Origin of the sequence: Thalassobacillus devorans MSP14 (assembly GCF_000496835.1) — a bacterium.
Taxonomy (GTDB): Bacteria; Bacillota; Bacilli; order Bacillales; family Halobacillaceae; genus Thalassobacillus; species Thalassobacillus devorans_B.
The window spans coordinates 202226-227638 of record NZ_KI543237.1; the positions used below are offsets into that span (position 1 = coordinate 202226).

Below are 25413 nucleotides of genomic sequence, written 5' to 3' on the forward strand. Positions count from 1 at the left end.
GATCATCCCCCTAAGATTTCGATCAGTTCACGCATTTCAGCTAACATATAATCCGGTTCTAATGCTTCCAGTACTTCTTTTCCTTTGATCGTCCAGGCAACCCCCGCTGTTTTGGTTCCTGCATTTTGTCCAGCAAGAATGTCATGGGTGTTATCACCAACCATCAGGGCCTCTGAAGCGGTCGATTCAAGAGCGCTCAATGCCTGGTTAATCGGTTCGGGATGGGGTTTTGCATTGGTCACATCATCTAACGTAATGACGACAGGGAAAAATTCCTTTAAACCTGTCAGCTTAAGGCCCATTTCCACAGTCTGACGCATTTTGGTTGTAACAATGCCTAATTTGTAGCCCTTATCCTTTAAGGTTTCCATCGTTTCGACGACCGTTGGATATGCTTCCACAAATTCATCATGATGCTTCATATTGTGTTCGCGATAAGTGACAATCATTTCTTCCACACGGTTTTTATCGACTTGTGCCAGACTCTCCCGAAGCGGCGGCCCAATGAAATTCATAATTTCTTCCCGTGAATATGCCCTGTCACCATATTGTTCTGTCGTATGCAAAAATGATGCGATGATTAATTCGTTTGTGTCAATCAGCGTCCCATCTAAATCAAAGAGTATTGTATTTATGCTCATGTATGTGTTCCTCTCTTTTCTGTTCTACTCTGTTCCATATAAACCCTATTGCTGCTGTCAACAGGACGGCTGTAACCAGGCGGAATACAAGCAGCGGCCAAACCGGGATACCTAATGGGAGAAAGATTAAGGTATCCTCCACGACTGCATGGCATGCTACCAGAAATATCATTGCCAGGTACATATCTTTTTTAGATACCCCGTCTTCTTTCACGGCCTGGATCATCATTCCTGCCCCGTAAGCTAATCCAATGGTCAGCCCTGCAACCAATGTCATAGAGGTATTTCGTTCCATTCCCAGAAATTTGGTGGCCGGTGCTACCCATCCAGAAAAAATATCAAGCCAGCCTTTTTCTCTTAAATACTGCATAAAAATCATCAACGGCAGGACGATAAGAATCAATTGCAAGATGCCCATAGAGGCTGTCTGCAGCCCTTGAAACAGGATTTCAGCCCAGCCCTCTGGAGCAGTTTGCTGCTGTGGTGCAAGTCCATAGTCAGCTGATTCACTGCCGCCCTTCCATACCAGGTTGATCACCACGGCAGCTAAAAGTGCAAGAGTTATACGGAAGCCGATGACGAACCACCAGCTGACACCCACCCTGGACGCAACGGTGGATTCAATCAGCAAATTGTGGGAAAAAGACATCATGACAGCAAGAATGAAGACTTCTTTGACCGTGAAATCAAAGGAAAGGATTGCTGCAATGCCAGCATATAAATTCAAAAAGTTACCAAGCACAAGCGGCACTGCCGCTTCTCCTGACAATCCCAGCCACGCCATGTATGGAGCGATCTTTTCCATGGCCCATGGCAGTGCCGGGGTGAACCGGAGGATAGTGACAATCAATGTCACAGGAAAAATCACTTTTCCCAACGTCCATGACACAGATACCCCTTGTTTAAAACCTCTCGTGATGATGCCTGTCACTTTTCCTCCTCCTCACTTAAACTTTCTTTCCGTTATAATGCTTATCTGCCATATTCGTTTTGCGGCGATAAATGATTGCCGCAACGCTGGCAATTACGAGTACGATGGATATAGCCTGAGCTGTCCGGATATCTCCCACCAGGTAAAGGCTATCTGTACGTAGACCTTCGATAAAGAAACGTCCTACAGAATACCAAATCACATAGCTTAAGAATACTTCACCACGAAGCGGGTTATAACGACGTAACACGAGCAATAGAACGAAACCGAGAATGTTCCATGTGGATTCGTATAAAAATGTCGGGTGGTACATCGTGCCCCCGATACACATTTGGTTCGTAATAAAATCAGGCAGGTATTGCATGAAGTTGTTATAAAAACTTTCCGATACCGGTCCTCCATGAGCTTCCTGGTTCATGAAATTGCCCCAGCGCCCAATCGCTTGCCCCAGAATTATGCTTGGGGCTGCAATATCCAATAGCATCCATACTGATACTTTTTTCACCCGGGCATAAACGATTGCTGTGATTACAGACCCTATTAAAGCACCGTGTATGGCAATGCCGCCTTCCCAAATAGCAAGTATGTTCAATAATGAACTTCCGGCATAACGTTCCCATTCAAAAATAACATAATAGATTCTAGCAGAAATAATAGCAACCGGGATAGCGATGACGACTGCGTCGATCATCAAATCCTTTTTCAATCCCAGCCGCTCCGTTTCCCGGACAGCCAGCCAGAGACCTAAATACGCACCAGCTGCTATAATGACGCCATACCAGTAGATCGATAAAGGTCCCAGCTGTAAAAACACCCTGTCCAGGGCTTCAGCGCTACATGACACGAGAACTCCTCCTTACTCTTCCATATGCTTATCGCGATCAATGACATTCGTCAAACGCTGTGAAAATTCTTCTGCGGCATTGACTCCCATCCGCTTTAACCGGAAGTTCATCGCTGCCACTTCGATGATGACAGCCAGATTCCGTCCAGGGCGTACAGGAATAGTCGCTTTCGGTAATTCCACATCCATTATTTTCATTGTTTCTTCATCCAGTCCCAATCGGTCATACTGTTTTTTCGGATCCCACAATTCCAGATTGATGACCAAGGTAATGCGTTTATAACTGCGTACTGCACCAGCACCAAATAAGGTCATCACATTGATGATACCCAGTCCTCGAATTTCCAGCAGGTGTTCGATCAGCGGCGGGCTGTTTCCAATCAATGTATCAAAATCTTCCTGGCGTATTTCTACACTGTCGTCAGCCACAAGGCGATGCCCGCGTTTTACCAGCTCAAGCGCAGTCTCACTTTTACCCACCCCGCTTTGACCGGTAATCAGCACACCGATACCGTAAATATCAACCAGGACACCGTGGATAGCTGTGAATGGCGCAAACTTCGTCTCAAGAAAATTAGTCAGCCTGCTGATGACCCTTGTCGTCTTATAAGGGGAACGCATTAGTGGCACACCAGCTTCACGTGCTGATTCAATCAATTCAGGGGGAATATCCATTCCCCTGGTTATCACAATCCCCGGTGTTACATCCGTACAAAGCTTATCTGTACGGTCTTTACGTTCTTCTGTATTCAGTTCATTGAAATAGGATAATTCCGTTTTTCCAAGCAACTGCAGCCGGTCCTTAGGGTAAAACTTGAAATAACCGGTCATCTCGACCCCCGGCCTGGAGATATCACTCGTATGTATTTCACGATGGACGCCGTCCTCGCCCGTCACCAATTCTAGTTCGAATCTGTCTAATAGGTCCTGGGTGCGAACTTTCGACATATCGTAGCCTCCTCTTATATCATCTCAATCACTGTACCTTATTGTAGCATTTTTTCCAAATAACTTGGACAAAAACAAGTTATTTAAGGATGGCGTAATATTTTACCATGAGTAATCATTCATAATAGAGGTCCTGGGAGGGATAATGAAAAAAAGACGGAAAAGGCTGGTGTAACTTAATGGAAATTTATAATCCGCAGCAAACGCTGGGTGCAGGTGAAATTGTTTATGTCATCTATCGCAATCCACATACACAAAACGTAGCGAATATTCAGGAAGCAGCCGTGGTTCATGATCCGGAAGAACCGGAACAGCTTGCTCTCTTTTTATACGAAACCTATTATCCACTGACGGAGGAAATAGCTGTATATCGTACGGAAGCTGAAGCGGAACAGGCATATGCTGATCATTTTGGCGGGAGTGACCTCCAGTGGTGAAACCATTCATACCACAACTTGTTTATATCGAGCCAAGAGCATTGGAATACCCTCTTGGAAGAGAGCTTCAGGAAAAGTTCGAGAATATGGGAATCGAAATAAGAGAAACCACCTCCCATAACCATGTCAGAAATCTCCCAGGAGACAATCACTTTCAGCAATACCGCGTGGCCAAATCCACCCTTGTCGTAGGAGTAAGAAAAACCTTAAAGTTCGACACTTCCAAACCATCGGCTGAATATGCCATTCCATTAGCAACCGGATGTATGGGGCACTGTCACTATTGTTATCTTCAGACAACGATGGGCAGCAAGCCATACATCCGTACTTACGTTAATGTAGAAGAAGTGTTTGAATCAGCAAACAAGTATATGGAAGAGCGAGCTCCGGAACCGACAAGGTTTGAAGCCTCCTGTACTTCCGATATCGTAGGAGTCGATCATTTAACCCACTCACTAAAAAGGGCGATTGAATTTTTCGGAGAGTCTGAATATGGAAAGCTTCGTTTTGTAACTAAATTCGCCCACGTCGATCATTTATTAGATGCTAAGCATAACGGTAAGACGCGCTTCCGCTTCAGTATGAATGCTGACTATGTCATTAAGTTCCTGGAGCCCGGAACCTCCAGGCTGGATGAACGGATTGAAGCCGCCGTAAAAGTAGCAAACGCCGGCTACCCTCTAGGCTTCATTATTGCACCCATTTATTTGTATGACGATTGGAAAGAAGGCTACCGTGAATTATTTGAAAAGCTGGAGGCCAAATTGCCTGCCTTCGCCAAAAAGGACCTTACCTTCGAACTCATCCAGCATCGCTTTACGCAACCTGCTAAAAAGACGATACAAAAGAACTACCCCATGACCAAACTGGAGATGGATGAATCTAAACGACAATATAAATGGGGGAAATATGGTATTGGGAAATACGTGTATAAAAAAGAAGAACAGCAGGATATGAAAGATACGCTTACAGAATACATTGAAAAATATCTTCCTGAAGGCAAATTTGAATATTTCACTTAAAGAACAAAAGCGCAAGCGCCTTGCTCACCCCCGACAAGCTTAAGACAAGCCTCGCCGTGACGTTCTTTGTACTTTTAGTCAAATCAAGTTTAATAAAGGTTTAAAGTATAAGTAAAACTAAGGCTTTCGCCATACACCTTTGGCGATAAGCCAAGTTTTTCTAATCACAGAGAGGATAGTCTTAAGACCTCGAGGGGGGTAGGAGCTGGATGACACCCACAACCTAAGTTACCCACAAAAAGAAAAATTTTATGATTTCCTAGACAACAAAAAATGGAGTATAAAATCCTGTGATTTTATACTCCATTTTTGTACGGACCTCTGAACTTTTAATCATTTTTTAACAAAAGAATTCAGAATCAAGTTAAGCAGGGAAATGACGATTGCAGCGAGAATCGCCATGAAAAAACCGTCGATCTCGAACATGGTGCCGAGAATCGCATCGGTCAACAATAAAGTTATAGCGTTCACGATAAATAAGAAAAAGCCAAGAGTCAAAATGGTAATCGGCAGTGTTAAAATCACCAAAACCGGCCGGACAATCGCATTTAAGATGGATAATATAAATGCAGCCAGCAATGCGCCGCCTGCACCATCGATATGGACCGCTTGAAATAATGCAGCAACAACAAAGATCGCTATAGCATTTAAGATTATATGGAGCAACCAGTTTTTCATGAATCCATTCTCCTTTCATTCGGCATGATAAATATGGCCGCAAGGTAGACGAGAATCAAAGGAGAAACAGGGATGGTCAACACGACAAAAACAATCCGAAGCAGTGTAACGTCTATCTTAAAATATTCTGATAATCCACCCAACACCCCTGCGAGCATTCGATTGGATTTTGACCTTGTTAATTTCCCTTCCATCCTTCCTGACCTCCTTCTTATTCCACTGTAACCGAACCTGTTTTGGTCTCTGCCTCTAAATGATATTCCTTTTCTTTCTGCTCATTAATCACAAATAACAACTCTTTGCGTACGACTTCTTTCTTCTCTTTATAAATTTTGGCATGATCCAGATTACACTTTAAACTGCCCATATTAGTTTGCAGTTTGCCATCAACTTTCACATCATGTGGTAAATGAACTTTAATACTACCGGTTGTCGTCTGGAAAAAACCGGTATGGGCTTTTTCCCCGAAGTATTCACACGTGACACTGCCAGTCACTGTAGATGCATCTAGCTTGCCAAAATCGCCGCTCAGCTTCACCGACCCGTTGATCGTGTCAGCTTCCAGCTCATCAAAAGCACTCCCTTTAACATGAAGGGTGCCATTCGATGTTTCGATATCCCCCATCCCGGCTTTTATCCGATTTAAATGAATCGATCCGTTGGAAGTTTTGAGCTCCAATTCATTAAGTTCCATATGCTCAAAGGAAATTGATCCATTGAACAGCTTAGCATGAACCTTTTCGTAGATTTGTTCCGGAACATAAAGTGTAAAATCAGCTTTAATTTTTTTCTCATCGAGGACAAGGGAGAGTTTTTCATCGGCTACCAGGAAGTTTACTTTATCCAGCAATTGTTGCTTAGCCGCTGCATGGTCTTCAGCTTGATAGACCTTGGCTTCACATTCAACCCTTGTCGCTGATTCCTTCCACGATTTTAATGTCAGCGAGCCATTGGTAACCGAAATATCCATTGAATTGTAAGCATCTCCGACATTTTGATAAATATGAGAGACTTCTACATAATCACCAAAATTAAAATCTAAATCAGCATTTTTTATTTTTAGAATCGCCTGTTCCACATAGTTCATGAAATTCTTTTTCTTTTTATCAGGTTTCTGTTTCTCAGACTGCTTACTGCTGCTGTCCCAGTCTACCTGCTTAGAAACAGTATTGGACTGTTTTTCAGGTGCAGTTAAGGCATCCAGAAGTTTGGATCCTTCTTCAGCAGAAATTGTACCTTTTTCGATCATTTTAAGTATCCGTAAACGTTCCTCTTCCATCTATACTCTCCCCTTTCTTATACCTCTCTTTCTTACCTCCAATTATACGCTAATTCATCTCTGATTTTATGTTAATTCCCTAAAATGATGTACAAAAAAAGCACTATTAAATTTCAGTGTTGATGTTATAGTAAAGCTCCCAATTGCTGAAGACTCAGTTTCGAGATGGTTGGGTCCGTTACCATGAGCGGAATGGGGAATGGTTCGGGAAACAACTCGCTTTCCTGCGGGGGACCTGGCAAGCTTCCTCGGGCTAAAGCCCTGTGGGATCTCGCCTAGCCCCTTCTCCCGCGGGAGTCTCGCCGTTTCCCTTCCCATCCAGCCAGTTTTGTATTAAACGGACCTTTCAAAAAGAGAAAGAATGTAGCTGAAACTTTCAACTTGAGGCATTTTACAAAGGATGTAAAGCACTAAAGTCTTCAATCATAGGGCAGTTTTCTTAGGCTGATTTCGAGAACTTCCCATGACAAGGGGCGTAGGGAAACGGTGAGACTCCTGTGGGAGCTGAGTGATAGATGAGGCCCCGCAAGGCGAAGCCTGAGGAGACTCAGCACACGCCCACGGAAAGCGAATCGTTTCCTGAAGCCCCTCAACTCCAACAATATCTCGAAATCAAGTCTTCCACAATTCGGCCATATTGTTGAATAAGGATTTTCATGAAAAATCAACCACACATTCCAGGGAGCAACAAAAAAAGCACCTCGATATACCAATTATGCGAGGTGCTTATTCTGGAAGTATTCAGTTGTTGTAATTCCAACGGTAGAACCGTTCATAACGCAAGTGCTCAAGCTCTTCATTTTCATTGAAATCCGGTTTTTCTTTAATCAGACTCATCATCCCGGATGCCTGGGAAAGATGGGTTTCGATGGCAGCCATTTTTTTGTCCCAGTATGGTTTAATATCATGCCTGATATCTGGTTCACCGAGTTCTTTTTCATAGTTGGTTGCAATAGCCTGGGCCCATAATTCCGGGCGGCGGGAATCTTCAATATTTCGGACTGCCTCAATTACCGCTTCTCCTAGCGCATCATGGTCAGGATGGACCGCATAACCAGGGTAATGGGTAATGACCAATGTCGGATTGATTTCTTCCAGTATCGACTGAAGATGCCCGGCTACCTGCTCGACTTGTTCAAACTCGAGTGTCTTATCCCGGTACCCAAGCATGCGGACATCAATATCCAATGCCTGGCATGCTTTCACTAATTCTTCCTTACGGTAACTGGACAGTGTCTCCCTGTTTGCAAACACAGGATTTCCCATATTCCTGCCCATTTCGCCTAATGTGCCGCAAAGATAGGTGACTGGCACACCTTTTTCCCGGTAGCTTGCAATTGTGCCGGCCGCTCCGAATGACTCATCATCCGGATGTGGGTATATCACTACTACATGTTCCTGGGTCATGATTGTCCCACACTTTCATGGGAAAAGGGCGTCTCACTGATTTCAAGTGCAACCATCAACCGGCCTTCACGATCGTGCCCAGCCATCAGAAGCCTGTTCTGATCATCCAATTCATAATCGGTGACACCCTCTGCGTATAGCCAGCCCAAATCCAGCTTTAAACCGACGCGATAAGCATTACCGCTTCCGACAATTTTTCCGTGTTCATATTTAACTTTGGCATTACGAATGAATGCACCCACATTATAAGCATTTTCGTCAAAGTGACTGGCATAAGCGCCATTGGTTGTCTCTAAATGTACATAGACATCTTTACCAGCGAATTGATCGATTATCTGCTGTACTTTTTCTTTAACAATTACTTCCATTAGACAAGACTCCTCCCGTCAGACTCTCTCTTGTTCAACGATACTGAATAACGCTGGTCGCGTCAAAAGATGTACTTACTTAGCTACTTTCTCTTTTTCCTTGAGCTTGTTTTCCATCCTTTCACGATCACGCTCCAGGATTGGCTTCAAGTATCGGCCCGTATGGGATTTTTCATTATCAGCCACCTGTTCCGGCGTACCTGTGGCAACGATCTGACCACCTTTGTCTCCGCCTTCTGGACCTAAATCCAGGATGTAGTCAGCTGCTTTAATGACATCCAGATTATGTTCGATAATCAGCACGGAGTCCCCATTATCAACCAGTCGTTGCAACACATCCAATAACCGTGCGATATCATCGACATGCAGACCAGTTGTCGGTTCATCCAGGATGTAGAAAGACTTCCCGGTAGATCGGCGGTGAAGTTCACTCGCGAGCTTGACTCTTTGCGCTTCCCCTCCGGACAACGTTGTCGCCGGCTGGCCAAGCTTGACATAGCCCAGTCCGACATCAAAGACCGTTTGAAGCTTCCGCCGGATTTTTGGAATATTTGCGAAAAAGTTGAGGGCATCCTCTATCGTCATTTCAAGAACGTCTGCGATGTTCTTACCTTTATACTTCACTTCCAGTGTTTCCCGGTTATACCGTTTTCCGTGACAAACTTCGCATGGCACATAAACGTCTGGAAGAAAGTGCATTTCAATCTTGATAATTCCATCCCCACGGCAGGCTTCACAACGGCCGCCTTTAACGTTAAAGCTGAACCGTCCCTTTTTATATCCACGGATTTTTGCTTCATTTGTCTGGGCGAATACATCACGTATATCGTCAAACACACCCGTATAAGTTGCCGGGTTGGAACGTGGTGTCCGTCCGATTGGGGATTGATCAATGTCAATCACTTTTTCCAGGTGATCGATTCCTTTGATTTCTCTATGCTTGCCAGGCTTTTGCTTGTTGGCCCGGTTCAATTTCATCGCTAAAGATTTATATAAAATTTCATTGATCAACGTACTTTTCCCTGAACCTGATACACCTGTAACCGCTGTAAACACGCCAAGCGGGATGTTTGCATCTACTTTCTTCAAGTTGTTCTCTTCCGCTTTCTTGATTTCCAGATAACGACCGTCCGGTTTCCGGCGATCATAAGGAAGCGGGATGAATTTTTTCCCGGACAGATATTGCCCTGTCAATGATTTACGGTCCTTCATAACCTGCTTAGGTGTACCTTCGGAAACAATTTCGCCTCCATGTACTCCTGCGCCTGGCCCGATATCAATAAGATAATCAGCAGCAAGCATCGTATCTTCATCATGCTCCACTACAATCAATGTATTATCAAGATCGCGCATCCGTTGTAATGTCGAAATCAACCGATCGTTATCCCGCTGGTGAAGTCCAATCGAAGGCTCATCCAGTACATATAGCACCCCTGTCAATGCAGACCCGATTTGGGTTGCCAGCCGGATCCGTTGTGCTTCCCCGCCTGAAAGCGTGCCGGCAGAACGGGACAGCGTCAGATAATCCAGTCCAACATTGATAAGAAAGGTCAGACGCTCGCAGATTTCTTTCAAAATCATCCGGGCGATTTTTTCTTCTTTTTCTGTCAGTTCCAGTCCTTCAAAAAAGTTTTTCGCATCTGTAACTGCAAAATCAACGGTATGACCAATATGTTTTCCGTTGATCAGTACAGATAAGGCTTCTTCTTTTAAGCGATGCCCTTTACATTTCGGACAAGGCTTCTGAGCCATATACTTTTCCATCTGTTCACGCACCCAGTCCGAACTGGTTTCCTTATAACGACGGGCAATGTTGTTTAAAACCCCTTCGAAATAAATATCATTTTCCCGGACCCTGCCGAAATCATTTTCATAACGGAAATGTATTTTTTCCTTCCCGCTGCCATAAAGGATCTTATCCATCTGGTGTTTCGGGATATCTGTTACAGGTATATCCATATCGATTCCATAATGCGTACAGACACTCTCGAGCAGTTTCGGGTAATATTGTGAGCTGGTAGGCTCCCAGGCAACAATCGCATGATCCCGCAGTGTTCTCGACCAATCGGGAATCGTAAGATCAAGATCTACCTCGAGCTGGGTGCCAAGTCCATCACAGCGTTCACATGCCCCGAAAGGGCTATTGAAGGAAAACATGCGCGGTTCCAGTTCGCCGATTGAAAAACCGCAAATCGGGCAGGCGTGATGCTCGCTAAACAACAATTCTTCCTCACCGATGACATCGACGATCACTTGTCCTTCTCCAAGCCTGAGCGCCGTTTCAAGCGAATCAGACAAACGGGACTCCACGCCATCTTTTACGACAATCCGGTCGATGACCACCTCAATGGAATGTTTCTTATTTTTCTCTAAGTCGATTTCCTCGGAAACCTCACGCATCTCCCCGTCTACCCGGAGACGCACGTACCCTTCTTGCTGGAGTTTTTCAAGAACTTTGACATGCTCTCCTTTACGTCCGGAGACGACCGGGGCTAAAATTTGCATCTTGGTACGGTGTTCGTATTCCATGATTCTGTCGACCATCTGTTGGACCGTCTGCGAACTGATTTCTATGTCATGCTTCGGACAAGTCGGACGTCCGATACGAGCGAACAATAGGCGTAAATAGTCATAAATTTCTGTGACGGTTCCGACAGTTGAGCGCGGATTCCGGCTGGTCGTTTTCTGATCAATCGAAATAGCAGGTGACAAACCTTCAATCGCGTCGACATCCGGTTTATCCATCTGGCCAAGAAACTGGCGGGCATAAGCAGACAAAGACTCTACATAACGGCGCTGCCCTTCTGCATAGACGGTATCAAAGGCCAGGGATGACTTCCCTGACCCTGACAAACCAGTCAATACGACGAGTTTATTCTTCGGTATTTCTACATCTATATTCTTCAGGTTATGGGCTCTCGCCCCTTTGATACTGATTGATTTACTGGCCATAATGCCATCATCCTTCCGCTTTAAGTTCCAGAAGTACGTCACGAAGCTCGGCGGCCCGTTCGAAATCGAGATCCCGGGCTGCTTTCTTCATTTCCTTTTCCATATTCTCGATCATCTTTTCGCGTTCCTTCTTGGTCATCTCTTTCGGCTGAGGTGTCGTGTCATAATTTTCTTCATCTTCTGCAGCCATCGTAGCGCGAATGACATCCCGCACTTCTTTTTTGATCGTGGTCGGCGTAATGCCGTGCTCTTCGTTGAAAGCGATTTGCTTTTCTCTTCGTCGTTTCGTTTCTTCGATCGCCGTTCCCATAGAATCCGTAATTTTATCTGCATACATAATAACGCGTCCATTTTCATTACGGGCAGCACGTCCAGAGGTCTGAACCAGTGAGCGGTGGGAACGCAGGAAGCCTTCTTTATCAGCATCGAGGATAGCCACCAGGGATACTTCCGGGATATCCAGTCCTTCACGAAGCAGGTTGATCCCTACAAGGACATCATATTTTCCAAGTCTCAAATCACGGATTATTTCAATTCGCTCCAACGTTTTGATTTCAGAATGCAGGTAAGCTACTTTAATACCGATTTCCTTCAGATAATCCGTAAGGTCTTCCGACATTTTTTTCGTCAATGTAGTAACCAGTACCCGTTCGTTCCTATCGATACGCTTATTGATCTCACCAATCAGGTCATCAATCTGTCCTTTGATTGGACGGACTTCGATTTCCGGATCAAGCAGGCCGGTCGGCCGGATGATCTGTTCGACCATTTTCGGCGTATGCTCCAGCTCGTATGGGCCAGGGGTAGCTGATACGTACATGCTCTGGTTCACTTTGTTTTCAAATTCCTCGAACATAAGCGGACGGTTGTCGAGTGCAGATGGCAGACGGAAACCATGATCGACCAGCACCTGCTTTCGGGCCCGGTCGCCATTGTACATTCCCCGCACCTGCGGCAGTGTCACGTGCGACTCATCAACCATCACCAGAAAGTCTTCCGGGAAATAATCGATTAATGTATAGGGTGTCGCTCCTTCTTCTCTTAATGTCAGATGACGGGAATAGTTCTCGATACCTGAACAGAAACCCATTTCCTGCATCATTTCCAAATCATAGTTTGTCCGTTGCTCCAAGCGTTGTGCTTCTAACAGCTTGTTTTCAGCACGGAACTTTTTCAACTGCTGTTCCAGTTCTTTTTCGATATTCTTGATTGCAATTTTCATTTTTTCTTCGCGGGTTACGAAGTGGGATGCCGGGAAAATGGCTACATGTTCCCGATCTCCGATAATTTCTCCGGTTAATACATCAATTTCTCTGATCCGGTCGATTTCATCACCGAAAAACTCCACCCGGATGGCATGCTCCTCCCGCGAAGCAGGGATGATTTCCACCGAGTCGCCCCGGACGCGGAAAGTACCGCGCTGGAAATCAATATCGTTTCGTGCATACTGGATATCCACCAGTTCACGAAGAAGTTCATCACGTTCTTTTTCCATATCCGTACGAATCGAAAGCACCTGGCTGCGGTATTCATCCGGATTACCTAAACCATAGATGCACGATACACTCGCTACGATAATGACATCGTTCCGTTCGAATAAAGCAGATGTCGCCGAGTGACGCAGCTTATCAATCTCATCATTGATGCTGGCATCCTTTTCAATGAACGTATCCGAAGACGGTACATACGCCTCCGGTTGATAGTAGTCATAATAACTGACAAAATACTCGACTGCATTATTCGGGAAAAACTCCTTGAACTCACTGTATAATTGACCAGCCAACGTTTTGTTATGAGCAATGATCAGCGTCGGCTTGTTCACTTGTTGAATCACATTCGACATGGTGAACGTCTTCCCGGTACCAGTAGCACCAAGTAATGTAAGATGCTTTTCGCCACCGTTGATCCGTTTCACCAATTCTTCTATCGCACGGGGTTGATCCCCTTCTGGTTGATACTGTGAAACAAGCTCGAATTTATTCTCGTTCTTCACAAAGCAACCTCCGTTCCTTGAATATACAACACTAGTTTACCACAATATTATACAATTCTAACATGGATACGAACAAATATTCGACTTTTGCGCTTAGTTAGTAAAATTTGGAAGGGAATAACGTTGGTACGCCACATCAATAAAAAGCAGCAATACCCATGCTATTATGGGAAATTGCTGCTTTTTCTCATTAACAAACTTAGTACGATTGGTCGTATTGATTCACTTCGAATAGATCGATCAAATCGATGTCAGGATTTTTATCCTGGAACCAGCGCAAGGAGAAGTCGTTCTTGAATAAAACTAGCGGACTTCCTTCCCGGTCCTGTACAAGCATGTTTCGTTCGTCAAAAAGGGATTCATTGACCTGATCTTCTTTGAGCCAGCGCGGAATTCTTTCTCCAAGTGGCTGAAGCTCGACCTCGACGTTATACTCGTTTTTCATCCGGTACTCGAATACGTCATATTGCAGCTGACCGACAGCGCCAAGGATATAATCTTCAAATCGATAACGTTTAAACAGTTGGATCGCGCCTTCCTGTACGAGCTGTTCGATCCCTTTTTTGAACTGCTTCGACTTCATGACGTTCTTGGCCGTAACTTTTTTGAATTCTTCCGGTGGGAACTGTGGCAATTCGTCATATTCGAAGTTGGTTTTTCCGGTCAGAATCGTATCACCGATCCGATAGACGTTAGGGTCATAAATCCCGATAATGTCACCGGCATAAGCTTCTTCGACCGTCCCCCTTGAGGAAGCCACGAATTGCTGGGACTGAGCCAATTTGAAAGTCTTCCCGGTACGTCCCAATGTCACAGTCATTCCACGTTCGAACTTGCCGGAGCAAATCCGTACAAATGCGACCCGGTCACGATGCTGCGGGTTCATGTTGGCCTGAATTTTGAAAATAAAACCAGAGAACTCCGGGTCATCCGGGGACACGATACCTTCTGTGGAACGACGTGGTGCCGGAGCAGGCGCCATATCGATGAATGTATCGAAAAAGCCTTCCACCCCAAACGGTGCTAGCGCGCTTCCGAAGAAAACAGGAGTTTGTTCCCCCCGCATCACTTTTTCCATACTGAACTGGTCACCTGCTTCATCAAGGAGCATCAATTCCTCAAGCGTTTCCTGATAAGTGGAATGCTCGACTAATTCCTGATGTTCCGGCTTTTCTAAATCCGAATAAGGAATGTAGGTTTCTTCTTCATTTCCGCTATAGGCAATAAACTGTTCATGATGGCGGTCAAATACACCAAGGAACCGTTTGCCCATCCCCGCCGGCCATGTCATCGGATATGTTTCGATATCGAGGACTTCCTCGATTTCTTCCATCAATTCAAATGGTTCGCGACCTTCACGGTCTAATTTGTTGATGAATGTAAAAATTGGAATGCCGCGCATTTTACAAACCTTGAACAATTTAAGCGTTTGCGCCTCAATCCCTTTTGTAGCATCAATAATCATGACAACACTGTCTACAGCAGTAAGGGTGCGGTAGGTATCTTCACTGAAATCTTCGTGACCAGGAGTATCCAGGATATTGACCTGGTAATCGCGGTAAGGGAAATTCATGACACTGGAAGTCACCGATATACCACGCTGCTTTTCGATTTCCATCCAGTCAGAGGTTGCGAACTTTCCGGATTTTTTTCCTTTGACCGTACCAGCCGAGCGGATCAAATTTCCGAAAACCAGCAGTTTTTCTGTCAACGTCGTTTTACCGGCATCCGGGTGGGAGATGATGGCGAACGTACGCCGTTTATTCATTTCTTCATTTATACTCATAACTTATATCCTCCAGTTTATCTTCAATATCATTTTCCTTTACTTTTTCAGGCAGGATATAAAATCACATCAGTCCATTCAACTCCATTTTATTATTATTCATCACGAAAAAAGCCGCTGCCTGCCTTTACGTTGCCAGGAGCGGCTTTTCTATATATCAACAACTCCATACCTTGAAAAATAGCACAAAACCGCAGGAAAATCAATCTGACAGGTGCCCATTTTAACTGGTTAGAGTTTGATTGAGCCTCCCTTCTTCCGCAACTTCAATTAATGACTAGCCTGCACATAGCCCTCTTTCTTAATCAGTGACTCATGACAGCATTCCCGTCATCTTCTCCGGTTTCGGTCACCTTCAATATTGCTACTGCTCCTTTTTGGGCATGATTGAATTGATGGGTTACGATTGGATAACTGCCTGCCTCTGTTACAGTGAATTCCACGACTGCTCCCCCACTGGCAGGAAGCATGACCGTTTGTAATCCTTTAAAATGGTTATAAGGGTTTCCGTCCATATAGACGTCGTCGAAAATGGTACCGACTACGTGAAAAGAACTTGTTTCATTCGGTCCGACGTTGTTGATGTACATCCGGATACGGTCGCCTACTTTAGCAATCAATGGCTCATCCTTCAATGTGAAGGTATCACCATTGGTGTTACGGCCATCTTCATCGAATGATTTTACAGAAAAAGCAACCTGGCTTGGTTCTCCGTTAGAAAAATCATCCAAATCATTGTATTTGTACCATTCATTCTGAAGCATGATAAATTCGCGATCGATCACATCATCGTTAGGGTAGCCGTCCTTTGGTTTAACGATGATGGTGCCATGCATTCCGTTTGCGATGTGGCTTAAAATTGGTTTTGTGCCGCAATGATACATGAACACGCCAGGCTTAGTGGCTGGGAAGCGGAAGGTCCCTGTTTCATCAGGTTCTACATCTGCGAAGTTTTTCGATGGAGCAGTATGAACAGCATGAAAATCCATGCTATGCGGGATAGCCGGGTCCATGTTCTTGAGGGTAAAATTGATCATGTCTCCTTCTTCAACGACAACCACTGGTCCCGGCGCCTGACCATTGAATGTCCATGCTTTATAAAAATAACCTTTTTCAATCTCAATATCCGTAATCTGAGCAGTCATTTCCACGTTAACCTCATTTTCGCCGACACGATCTACTTTCAAAGGAACAGGGTCTTGATTCAAACCCTGATGAGGCTCAATAGCTTCAATTTCTCCTCCCGCGGCTGCCTCCACTTTACCATCTGCATCTTGATCTCCTTTATCAATTGTCCCTTCCTCTTGCTGGGCACAACCGGCAAACAATCCGAGTAACAATAGAAAACCGATCCAAACTGCTATCTTTTTCATTGCTTCCACCTCTTTTTAGAATAAAGTTATCGATCTGAAAAGAAGAGGAGATGACAACGGAAGATGCAGGTCCGAAATACGAAACTTTTTTAATCCATAAGTTTCGAAAATCTACGGCTCTATGGTACCTCGTCTTTTCATCTTCATTTTATCTTCATAACTATCTGGGCTGTGTGATAGGAATCACATGCAATAGGGCTAATTGTGTATACTTCATGACGTACTTGTGAATGAATTGTATATATTGATGCTCATTGTTTATTGATAGTTATCACCTGTTTAGAATGAAACAAATTCTCACCGAAACAGAAAGAAATGATTTGCCATCCCTGATATAATGGAACGTAAATAATGTAATTAGATAGGATGCTCACTATGCAGTCATATTTACTGGAACCGAATGATATCAAAAAGATTACCGGTGCTGCCTTTTATACAAGAGGAAGACGGTATTTTACTGGCGGCAAAGTCCACGGACTCACATACAATCAGTCAATCAACTCCTGGCGGGCAGTTGTAACAGGAACGGAGGATTACGAGGTACGGGTATTTTACTTTGATGATGATGACCTGGAAGCGAAGTGCGAATGTCCAGCCTATAACAGTTTTTTTAGTTGCAAGCACATCGCCGCTGTACTGCTGGCTATCCGGGAACGTGCATTAAAGGAATCCGGCATAACCGAGGGAAAAACGGAAACATACGAGTCCCAGTTTTTACCGATCGACCGTGATCATTTTTCCAAACGTTTAACAGAAGTTTTTATGGATCAAAGCCAGGGTGAGACAGCTTCAAGCGAGCGTGAAACATTGACCGTCCACTATCAGCTTCATGTCCAATCGACTATGGGGAAATCCGTGTTAGGGCTGGAAATGAAACTGGGCAGCAATTACCTGTATGTCATCAAAAACGTCCAGGAACTGATCGACCATGTGCTTAATGAACGGCCATGTTCAATTACAAACAAGTTCAGCTATCGTCCTGAAGAGCACCAGCTCGCACAAAGTGATAGAGAAATATTCAGACTGCTCCAGCAAATATTGGCTCAGGAACAGTTCTACAAGGACTCTTATTGGAACCATTCTGTCGACAAGCGACGTTTGATCCTTCCGCCTGCTTTCGCAAATTCGCTGCTTGAAAGGATCACTCACCAGCCTGGCAGTCTGCATGAATTGAAAGCCAGTTTTGATGAATGGGGAATACACGAGGAACCTCCTCCACTTACCATTCAAGTGACTAAAGACGAAGAAAATTACCAGCTTCATCTCGCTGATTTAAAAAAGTATGTTTACTTATCTACCTACAGCTTGCTTTATCGTCAGGGACATTTTTATAAAATTTCTGACGAGCAGAAGTCTGTTTATGAAAATATCATGCGTGTACTTCCCTACCGTTCCAATGGAAATCACACGATCTCCCGTAAATACATGGAGCCTCTCCTCTCTGAAGTAATACCTGCATTAGAAAAAATTGCTAATGTTCACTATACACAACCAGTACAGGAGACTATTATACGGGAACCTTTGATAGCGGAAGTATACCTGGATATTCATAATGGAGCTTTGACTGCTGATCTGCGCTTTTATTATGGCCGGCATCTGATACGTCCGTTTTTAGCAGCTGAACCGGAAGAAGATGTCATTATTCAAAGGAAAACAGCTGAGGAAAATGCAATCATGCGTATTATTGAAGCGAGCGAATTTAAATTTGATGGGGAGCATGTCCATTTGACGGATGAAGACGAGATATTTTTCTTCCTTGCAGAACAGCTGCCTGTACTGAAAGAACTGACAGATGTCTATCTATCTGGTGCAGTCCATAACATGCTGAAGTACTCTGAAACCGAACTCACACCTGCCATTGAAATGTCAGAGGAAGGAAATTGGCTTGATATTGCCTTTTCCATGGAAGGGATAACAGCTGATGATATTTCGGAAGTGATGAAAGCTGTTATTGAAAAGAAACGCTATTATAAGTTGTCGGAAGGGGCTTTACTGGCACTTGATTCTCCGGCCTTTGACCGCTTCAGGCAGCTGGCAGATGAATTTGAACTGGATGTTGATGATATCGATCATAATCATGTCCAGCTGGCTCAAGCCCGCAGCCTGCAGGTAGATGAGGTGCTCCACACGAAAAGAGAAGAACGGAACATCGACTTCGATGCCTTGATCAACCGCTTGCGCGACCCCTCGATTTTCGAGGTTTCTGTACCAGAGCATTTGAATGCAGACTTGCGTGATTATCAGCTTACCGGGTTTCGCTGGATGAAAACACTCGCCAATTACAGATTCGGGGGTATCCTTGCTGATGATATGGGACTAGGAAAAACGCTGCAGAGTATCAGCTTCCTGCTTTCCGAAAAGCAAGAAGGGAAAATGACAGACTCAGCTTTAATTGTTGCTCCTGCATCGCTCGTTTATAATTGGAAAAAAGAAATCGAACGGTTTGCTCCCAGCTTAAGCGTTGAAACCGTTTCCGGAGACCCGGAGACCAGGCAGAGCCTCCTTGATGCGAGTACAGACTATGAAGTTATCATCACCTCTTATCCGTTGCTGCGTCAGGATATAGCTGCCTATTCGGATAAGAAGTTCCACGCATTGATTTTGGATGAAGCCCAGGCTATCAAAAATGAGCAGACGAAAACCGCTCAAGCGACACGATCCATCACAGCTGTACACCGCTTCGCCTTAAGCGGGACACCAATCGAAAACTCATTAAATGAACTGTGGTCGATTTTCCGTACGATCATGCCCGGCTTTTACACGAATAAGAAAAAATTCCTGGCCATGAAACCCGAAAAAATCGCCAGAATGACCAGGCCTTTCATATTAAGACGACTGAAAAAAGACGTATTATCAGAGCTTCCGGATAAAATTGAAACAACCCAGTACTCCGAATTGACAAAAGAACAAAAGCAGATCTACCTTGCCTACCTGGAAAAGATCCAGTCAGAGGTGAAAGAAACGATTGCTTCAAAAGGTTTCCAGCGCGGCAAATTAGAAATACTCGCTGGTTTGACCCGATTAAGGCAAATTTGCTGCCATCCGGGATTATTTATTGAGAATTATCAAGGAGATTCCGGCAAACTGACCCAGCTGAAAGAGCTGGTTACAGAACTGAAAGAAGGCGGTCACCGCATCCTCATCTTCTCGCAATTCGCCAGCATGCTGAAGATTCTTTCCCGGGAAATGGAAGAAATGGGGATAGAGGCATTTTATTTAGATGGCAGCACAAAGTCGGAAGACCGTCTTGCTCAAGTCGACCGTTTCAACGATGGTGAAAAGGATGCCTTCCTGATTTCCTTGAAAGCAGGCGGTACCGGCTTGAACCTCACCGGGGCCGACACCGTTATACTTTACGATTTATGGTGGAACCCGGCGATTGAAGAGCAAGCCGCCGGTCGCGCACACCGAATCGGTCAGAAGAAAGTTGTCCAGGTCATCCGTATGCTTGCAGAAGGGACAATTGAAGAACGTATCCATCAGCTTCAACAAAAGAAACGCGACCTCGTCGATCAAATCATCCAGCCAGGCGAAACAATGCTTACCAGCCTGAAAGAAGACGAAATCCGCCAGCTTTTGGATATGTAAAAAATGCGATAAATTAGAAGAGATAAACAAAAAAAGGTCTGAGCCTCTATTAAGCTGGCTCAGACCTTTTTGGTATTCATCTTTCTTTTTTTCAACTTGAACCAGTATCCGCCAAGTATACTGCCTCCGATAACCATCGTCATCGTGGAAACGATCATATGGATGGAGGACATCAACACTGTATTTTTCGTAACGACAATGATTATCCCGACGGCGGCATTCAACAGGATAAAAATGAAATATAACCATGCTAATGGTAAATGATAACGGAATTTCATGGAGTAAATCAAAAACCACAAAGCACCCACAAATACGATGACCGTTGCTACCCAATGCAGTGAATAGATTACATTGGCTATACTTTCACTTTTAATCAAATATTCATGGGCAGGAACGTCAAGCATCACGTTGGAAGCACGGCTGTGCTTGAAAAAGGCACCGAGTACCGTTTGAAAAATATAAAACACAAATCCTAATGTAAAAGCTTTATAACTCATTGCTACTGCTTCCCGATGATGGGGTTCCACAGGTGACTCACTTGCATGCAGGCTGTAGCTCAGTAACACCATATTGAGCAGCAGCAATTGACTGAACATGACATCAAAGGTGGAAAAGCCTGGCGGGGTGCCTAATAATACATTCAATCCCCCGATTACTGATTGTAAAATCAATAAACCGAAACTTAGTATCGATAACCTGCGCACTGCTTTCGATTGACGATTTGTCACAAAAGCACTTACCGCATTGATCAGAATGACTACTCCCAGCATGGTGGTAAAAATCCGGTGGGAATACTCGATCACCACATGATAATCGGTAAACACGGGAATCAAGGAACCGTTACATAACGGCCAGCCTGTACCACATGCATCACCAGATTCTGTCGCTACAACCAGGTTGCCTAATATCAATGCCATAAACGTAAATATGACAGTAAAAATTGAAAATTTTCGCATCTGCTTATCCCTCTATTTCAGTCGAGTGAACTCGATGACTAATTACACAACTATAGAAATCATATCATGATATTCTACCATATAAGAAGCAATTAGACATATTTCGACCATGAACATTTTGTGAACCAATTGTTTTAGCTGCCGACTCCAAGGGGAAGGTTTAATGGAAAGGAGGCTATAACAATGTTTGATGCCTATGTATTTGATGCCTACGGTACATTATTCGATGTTCATTCAGTCACAGAAAAGCTCGAAGAAAAATACCCGGATAAAGGAAAGACAATCAGCCAGGAATGGCGCAGAAGACAGGTCCATTATTTTATGATCCGACAGTTGATCGATGGCTATCTGCCTTTTGACCAAATCACACGAAATGCTCTGATCGACGGTCTGAAATTCAACAGGGTCGATTTTAAACCGAATGATTTAGAGGAATTGATGGATGCCTATCTCCATTTACAGCCCTATGAAGAGGTTGGAAGTGTCAAGAATCATTTACCAGATAATTCCTTGACTATTTTCTCAAACGGTACCCCATCGATGCTCTATCCATTATTAGAAAACAATCAGCTCAAGGATACATTCCAGATATTGAGCGCAGATGAGCCAAAAGTATACAAACCCGTGGCACAAGCTTACGCCTATGCCCAAAAACAATTGCAAATCGCTGCTTCAAAAGATGTTTTATTCCTATCCAGTAATCCCTGGGATATTGCAGGGGCTAAAAATTACGGCTTCACAACCGCCTGGGTCAATCGTCAGCAAAGCGAGTGGCCATCGCTGGATATCAAGCCAGATCATATTTTCGATAACCTGAACGATCTAAAATAAAGACTTTGTTGATTTCAGTGTTGATTTTCCAGAAAAGCTCCCTTTTCCTGAAGACTCAGTTTCGAGAGAAACTGTTTCCGTTACGATAGTAACGGTTTGGAGGTCCGGGAAATCACTCGCTTTCCATGGGCGGACGGTGAGCTTCCTCAGGCTAAAGCCTTGCGGGATCTCACCATGTCCTATCCTCCCATTGGAGTCTCGCAATTTCCCGGCCCTCCTTGCTTTTATAAGAGGAACGGAAACATTGGCAGGCAGAGTCATCCAACCATACTAATAGCTACAAAGAGGCCTTGTTTCGCGGTGAATTTGGAAGACATCTTCATGTATGGCAGGGGTTCGTTTCTCCCATCCTTCGGATGGGGTGGTAGGGAAACTGCGAGACTCCCGCGGGAGAAGGAGTTAGGCGAGATCCCACAGGGCGATAGCCCGAGGAAGCTCGCCAGGTCCCCCGCAGGAAAGCGAGTAGTTTCCAAACCACCCCTGACGCTTTTATGATAAAGAACCCCTTATCTTGAAACTGAGTCTTCCACAATTCGGCCAAATAGCTGAATAAGTCTCTTGTGAAAACTCAACACCAAAGTATAACAAGCCAAAATAAAAAGAACAATCGGAGCCTCAGTCATGCCGACTGGGGCTTTCCTTATTTCGCTTTACGTGCAGCTTGCTGGATCGGATCCCACACACCGTTATACGGGGGAGCATAGGACAAGTCAAGATCAAGCAGTTCTTCCGTCGTCATCTCATGAAACAGCGCCGTAGCCAGCACATCAATCCTCTTATCTACTCCATCACCACCAATGATTTGTGCGCCAAGCACTTTGAAATTTTCTTCATGGTAGGTAAGTTTTAGTGTCATCTTTTCCGGATCCGGATAATAGCCAGCTGAATCTGTGGCTTTTATGGTGATACTCTGATAAGGAATGTTCATCTGTTTTGCTTCCGCTTCGGATATCCCAGTCCTTCCCAAAGTCAAGTTGCAAAATTTGATGATAGATGAACCGACTACTCCTTTAAAAACTTTTGGTCGTCCTGCCATATTCAATCCTGCAATACTACCTTGTTTATTGGCATGGGTACCTAACGGGATATAGTCATCTTTCTTCTTGATACGGTGATATTGTGTCGCACAATCACCGGCTGCATAAATATCTTTGATATTAGTCTCCATATAGGCATTGACCTGAATCGCATCTTTAAAGGTCAAATAGATACCGGTACCACGTAGAAAAGAGGTGTTAGGAGCTACACCGACAGCAACCAGTACAAGATCGGTATCATAAGTTCCCTTGTCTGTTACGACTTTTTCTACCCTGTCTTCCCCCTTAAAACCTTCGACATTTTCTTCTAAATTCAAAGTTATGCCCTGCTTTTCGGCTTCATCATGAATGAAAGATGCCATATCTTCATCAAAAATCTTAGCAAGCTGACTGCCCCGTTCGATAATTCTTACTTTCTTACCAAGCTGGACAAAGCTTTCAGCCATCTCCAATCCGATATACCCGCCGCCGATGATCGTAACATTCCTGATATCTTTGTTCATATATTCCATAATCCGGTGAGCATCCGGAATGGTTTTCAGCTGAAACACCCCTGAAAGGTCAACCCCTTCCCACGGAGGACAAACTGGACTTGCGCCTGTTGCTACTAATAAACGATCATAGTTTTCCTGAAAGGACTCACCTGTTTTCAAATTGGTGCCATGGACTATTTTTTGTTCACAATCTACTCGTGTAACTTTGTGTCTGGTCCGCGCATCGATACCATATTTCTCCCGGAAAGCTTCTGCTGTCCTTGCTTTCAGATTGTCTGTTGATTTTACCTCGTCGCTAATAGCATATGGCAAACCGCACTGTCCATACGAATAAATATCCCCCTGCTCCAGCGTTACTATTTCATGGTTGTTACTATTCCGGACAATTTGCATCGCGGCACTCATCCCGGCTGCATCTCCACCAATAATGACGTATTTCATTATGTAAGCCTCCTTTACATCAGATTTTATTTAATTCTTGCTTAAGTATTTCAGGTAAACGATCACTGGAAACGGCCGATGCTGAAATCCTTTCCTCTGTAATCGGATGGAGAAAGGATATCTTTGCTGCATGCAAAGCCAGTCGTGCATAGCCATCATTTTGCTTCTCATAAAGTTTATCGCCCGCTATGGGATGGCCCTGATGATGCATATGTACACGAATCTGATGCGTTCTCCCCGTTTGAAGATCCAACTTGACCACACTGACGTGTTGCTTTTTATCATACCTGACCACCTGATACTCGGTCACTGCCCTTTGACCACCTGGTGACACTCGTCTTCTGTTGGGATGATGACGATCCTTTCCAATCGGGAAATCGATAATTCCTTGTTCTCGTTTAATCTGCCCATGAACCAGGGCAAGATACGTACGGCTGATGTTTCTCTTTTCCAGCTGACGGTCCATAACAGCTCCGGCCAATGCGTGTTTGGCAAACAGAATAGCGCCTGAAGTTTCTCTGTCCAGACGGTGGATGTGTCTTACTTTAGTCTCTACCCCATTTTCCATGTAGTAAAAAGCTACGCCATTGGCAAGTGTACCAGTCTGCCCGTCTTCATTCGGATGAGTATCGACTCCGGCAGGCTTGTTAACCACAAGTACATGATCATCCTCATATATTATTTGCATATCCAGCTTGTCTGGAATAACCCCAAACTCCTCGCTTGGGAATAAGCGGACCCGGAAACGATCTTTAGCCTTTAACATGGTGGACCAGGAAAGCTGCTCTCCGTTTACCGTAGTGTCCTTATTCATCCGGAATTGATGCAATAGTTTTTTAGGGGTTTTCCAAACATCTTTCAATAAAGACTCGATCGTTACTCCTTCCCATTTTTCAGGGATTACGATTTCAAACCATTCCCCTTGCTTATTCGTCTCCATAAGGCACCAACTTTCTAAATGATGTTTTTTCAGACTATTTTCCCAATTAATGCTAATATGGTTTATTATCTTCATTTATTGGAAAAGTAACTTACGTAACTAAAATTAGGAGGTATTGTATATGAGTCATGAAAAGTATTCCAGTGTGATTGAAGTTTTACATGAATGTATGGAAGCCTGCAACCATTGTTACACATCCTGTCTTCAGGAAGACCATGTAAAAGAAATGGCAGAATGTATTCGTTTAGATCGTGAATGCGCTGATATTTGTGGATTATTCGAACAGGCTCTCACCCGTGATACTCCTTATGTACAGGAGTTTGCACAACTTTGTGCAAAAGCATGCCGTGACTGTGGGGACGAATGCGCTAAGCATGACCATGATCATTGCCAGAAATGTGCTGAAGCATGCCGTAAGTGTGCAGACGAATGTGAAAAGTTAGTTTCATAATACATGAAAAAAGCTG

The 25413-nt window shown here is 44.3% G+C and carries 21 protein-coding genes; 5 read left to right on the plus strand and 16 right to left on the minus strand.

What is annotated here, in order from left to right; all coding sequences use genetic code 11:
* Positions 1-2 precede the first annotated feature (2 nt).
* From ppaX to hprK, 4 genes are read right to left on the minus strand one after another with little or no spacing between them, the layout of a single operon-like run.
* A complete protein-coding gene (gene ppaX / locus P855_RS0111500) occupies positions 3-641 on the minus strand; it encodes a pyrophosphatase PpaX (protein WP_028783713.1) in 639 nt (212 codons plus the stop codon).
* Entirely contained in the window at positions 616-1572 is a 957-nt protein-coding gene (locus P855_RS0111505; protein WP_028783714.1) for a nucleoside recognition domain-containing protein, read from the minus strand. The genes ppaX and P855_RS0111505 overlap by 26 nt, the downstream gene beginning before the upstream one ends.
* A 16-nt stretch (positions 1573-1588) precedes the next feature.
* Complete coding sequence (lgt, locus tag P855_RS0111510) at positions 1589-2416, minus strand: prolipoprotein diacylglyceryl transferase (protein ID WP_028783715.1); 828 nt, start codon at positions 2414-2416, stop codon at positions 1589-1591.
* 12 nt (positions 2417-2428) lie between these two features.
* Positions 2429-3364 (minus strand): HPr(Ser) kinase/phosphatase, encoded by a 936-nt coding sequence (gene hprK / locus P855_RS0111515; RefSeq protein ID WP_028783716.1) that lies wholly within the window; start codon positions 3362-3364, stop codon positions 2429-2431.
* A gap of 179 nt (positions 3365-3543) precedes the next feature.
* Between hprK and P855_RS0111520 the strand changes: the two genes are divergently transcribed.
* Both P855_RS0111520 and splB read left to right on the plus strand, forming a co-directional pair.
* The gene (locus P855_RS0111520; protein ID WP_028783717.1) at positions 3544-3801 is read left to right on the plus strand and encodes a transcriptional regulator SplA domain-containing protein; all 258 of its coding nucleotides are present in this window, start codon (positions 3544-3546) and stop codon (positions 3799-3801) included.
* Positions 3795-4823 (plus strand): spore photoproduct lyase, encoded by a 1029-nt coding sequence (splB, locus tag P855_RS0111525; protein ID WP_028783718.1) that lies wholly within the window; start codon positions 3795-3797, stop codon positions 4821-4823. The genes P855_RS0111520 and splB overlap by 7 nt, the downstream gene beginning before the upstream one ends.
* 333 nt (positions 4824-5156) lie before the next feature.
* Here splB and P855_RS0111530 read toward each other — a convergent pair whose 3' ends face one another.
* From P855_RS0111530 to P855_RS0111570, 9 genes are all read right to left on the minus strand, one after another.
* Complete coding sequence (locus tag P855_RS0111530; RefSeq protein WP_028783719.1) at positions 5157-5501, minus strand: phage holin family protein; 345 nt, start codon at positions 5499-5501, stop codon at positions 5157-5159.
* Positions 5498-5695 carry a PspC domain-containing protein gene (locus P855_RS0111535; protein WP_028783720.1) on the minus strand — a complete coding sequence of 66 codons (198 nt, stop codon included), beginning with the start codon at positions 5693-5695 and terminating at the stop codon, positions 5498-5500. Before P855_RS0111535 ends, P855_RS0111530 begins: the two co-directional genes overlap by 4 nt.
* A 17-nt stretch (positions 5696-5712) precedes the next feature.
* Entirely contained in the window at positions 5713-6780 is a 1068-nt protein-coding gene (locus P855_RS0111540) for a DUF4097 family beta strand repeat-containing protein (RefSeq protein WP_028783721.1), read from the minus strand.
* A 741-nt stretch (positions 6781-7521) separates the two neighbouring features.
* A complete protein-coding gene (gene bshB2, locus P855_RS0111545) occupies positions 7522-8187 on the minus strand; it encodes a bacillithiol biosynthesis deacetylase BshB2 (RefSeq protein WP_028783722.1) in 666 nt (221 codons plus the stop codon).
* On the minus strand, positions 8184-8555 hold the full coding sequence (locus P855_RS0111550) for a YojF family protein (protein ID WP_028783723.1): 372 nt from the start codon (positions 8553-8555) through the stop codon (positions 8184-8186). Before P855_RS0111550 ends, bshB2 begins: the two co-directional genes overlap by 4 nt.
* A 75-nt stretch (positions 8556-8630) precedes the next feature.
* Positions 8631-11507 carry an excinuclease ABC subunit UvrA gene (gene uvrA, locus P855_RS0111555; protein WP_028783724.1) on the minus strand — a complete coding sequence of 959 codons (2877 nt, stop codon included), beginning with the start codon at positions 11505-11507 and terminating at the stop codon, positions 8631-8633.
* A gap of 7 nt (positions 11508-11514) precedes the next feature.
* Positions 11515-13500 (minus strand): excinuclease ABC subunit UvrB, encoded by a 1986-nt coding sequence (uvrB, locus tag P855_RS0111560; RefSeq protein WP_028783725.1) that lies wholly within the window; start codon positions 13498-13500, stop codon positions 11515-11517.
* Positions 13501-13699: 199 nt separating this feature from the next.
* Complete coding sequence (locus P855_RS0111565) at positions 13700-15286, minus strand: peptide chain release factor 3 (RefSeq protein ID WP_028783726.1); 1587 nt, start codon at positions 15284-15286, stop codon at positions 13700-13702.
* Positions 15287-15591: 305 nt separating this feature from the next.
* Complete coding sequence (locus P855_RS0111570) at positions 15592-16659, minus strand: multicopper oxidase domain-containing protein (protein ID WP_028783727.1); 1068 nt, start codon at positions 16657-16659, stop codon at positions 15592-15594.
* Positions 16660-17034: 375 nt separating this feature from the next.
* Here P855_RS0111570 and P855_RS0111575 point away from each other — a divergent pair, with 375 nt between their 5' ends.
* Complete coding sequence (locus P855_RS0111575) at positions 17035-20247, plus strand: DEAD/DEAH box helicase (protein ID WP_028783728.1); 3213 nt, start codon at positions 17035-17037, stop codon at positions 20245-20247.
* 59 nt (positions 20248-20306) lie between these two features.
* On the opposite strand, the gene P855_RS0111580 is transcribed toward P855_RS0111575, so the two are convergent.
* A complete protein-coding gene (locus P855_RS0111580) occupies positions 20307-21203 on the minus strand; it encodes a COX15/CtaA family protein (protein WP_028783729.1) in 897 nt (298 codons plus the stop codon).
* Positions 21204-21386: 183 nt separating this feature from the next.
* Between P855_RS0111580 and P855_RS0111585 the strand changes: the two genes are divergently transcribed.
* Entirely contained in the window at positions 21387-22034 is a 648-nt protein-coding gene (locus P855_RS0111585) for a haloacid dehalogenase type II (RefSeq protein WP_028783730.1), read from the plus strand.
* 640 nt (positions 22035-22674) lie between these two features.
* Here P855_RS0111585 and P855_RS0111600 read toward each other — a convergent pair.
* Positions 22675-24006 carry a CoA-disulfide reductase gene (locus P855_RS0111600; protein WP_028783732.1) on the minus strand — a complete coding sequence of 444 codons (1332 nt, stop codon included), beginning with the start codon at positions 24004-24006 and terminating at the stop codon, positions 22675-22677.
* Positions 24007-24025: 19 nt separating this feature from the next.
* Entirely contained in the window at positions 24026-24946 is a 921-nt protein-coding gene (locus P855_RS0111605) for an RluA family pseudouridine synthase (RefSeq protein WP_028783733.1), read from the minus strand.
* A gap of 121 nt (positions 24947-25067) precedes the next feature.
* Here P855_RS0111605 and P855_RS0111610 point away from each other — a divergent pair, with 121 nt between their 5' ends.
* Positions 25068-25397, plus strand: coding sequence for a four-helix bundle copper-binding protein (locus P855_RS0111610; protein WP_028783734.1), 330 nt, complete (start codon positions 25068-25070; stop codon positions 25395-25397).
* Positions 25398-25413 lie beyond the last annotated feature (16 nt).

Bases quoted from the DNA above. Each gene is read 5' to 3' on its own strand.
- P855_RS0111565 (WP_028783726.1), bottom strand. From the start codon at position 15,286: ATGAGTATAAATGAAGAAATGAATAAACGGCGTACGTTCGCCATCATC.
- P855_RS0111605 (WP_028783733.1), bottom strand. From the start codon at position 24,946: ATGGAGACGAATAAGCAAGGGGAATGGTTTGAAATCGTAATCCCTGAA.
- P855_RS0111535 (WP_028783720.1), bottom strand. From the start codon at position 5,695: ATGGAAGGGAAATTAACAAGGTCAAAATCCAATCGAATGCTCGCAGGG.
- P855_RS0111610 (WP_028783734.1), top strand. From the start codon at position 25,068: ATGAGTCATGAAAAGTATTCCAGTGTGATTGAAGTTTTACATGAATGT.
- P855_RS0111520 (WP_028783717.1), top strand. From the start codon at position 3,544: ATGGAAATTTATAATCCGCAGCAAACGCTGGGTGCAGGTGAAATTGTT.
- P855_RS0111580 (WP_028783729.1), bottom strand. From the start codon at position 21,203: ATGCGAAAATTTTCAATTTTTACTGTCATATTTACGTTTATGGCATTG.
- P855_RS0111530 (WP_028783719.1), bottom strand. From the start codon at position 5,501: ATGAAAAACTGGTTGCTCCATATAATCTTAAATGCTATAGCGATCTTT.
- P855_RS0111570 (WP_028783727.1), bottom strand. From the start codon at position 16,659: ATGAAAAAGATAGCAGTTTGGATCGGTTTTCTATTGTTACTCGGATTG.
- P855_RS0111600 (WP_028783732.1), bottom strand. From the start codon at position 24,006: ATGAAATACGTCATTATTGGTGGAGATGCAGCCGGGATGAGTGCCGCG.
- P855_RS0111585 (WP_028783730.1), top strand. From the start codon at position 21,387: ATGTTTGATGCCTATGTATTTGATGCCTACGGTACATTATTCGATGTT.
- uvrA (WP_028783724.1), bottom strand. From the start codon at position 11,507: ATGGCCAGTAAATCAATCAGTATCAAAGGGGCGAGAGCCCATAACCTG.
- ppaX (WP_028783713.1), bottom strand. From the start codon at position 641: ATGAGCATAAATACAATACTCTTTGATTTAGATGGGACGCTGATTGAC.
- P855_RS0111550 (WP_028783723.1), bottom strand. From the start codon at position 8,555: ATGGAAGTAATTGTTAAAGAAAAAGTACAGCAGATAATCGATCAATTC.
- hprK (WP_028783716.1), bottom strand. From the start codon at position 3,364: ATGTCGAAAGTTCGCACCCAGGACCTATTAGACAGATTCGAACTAGAA.
- bshB2 (WP_028783722.1), bottom strand. From the start codon at position 8,187: ATGACCCAGGAACATGTAGTAGTGATATACCCACATCCGGATGATGAG.
- P855_RS0111575 (WP_028783728.1), top strand. From the start codon at position 17,035: ATGCAGTCATATTTACTGGAACCGAATGATATCAAAAAGATTACCGGT.
- P855_RS0111540 (WP_028783721.1), bottom strand. From the start codon at position 6,780: ATGGAAGAGGAACGTTTACGGATACTTAAAATGATCGAAAAAGGTACA.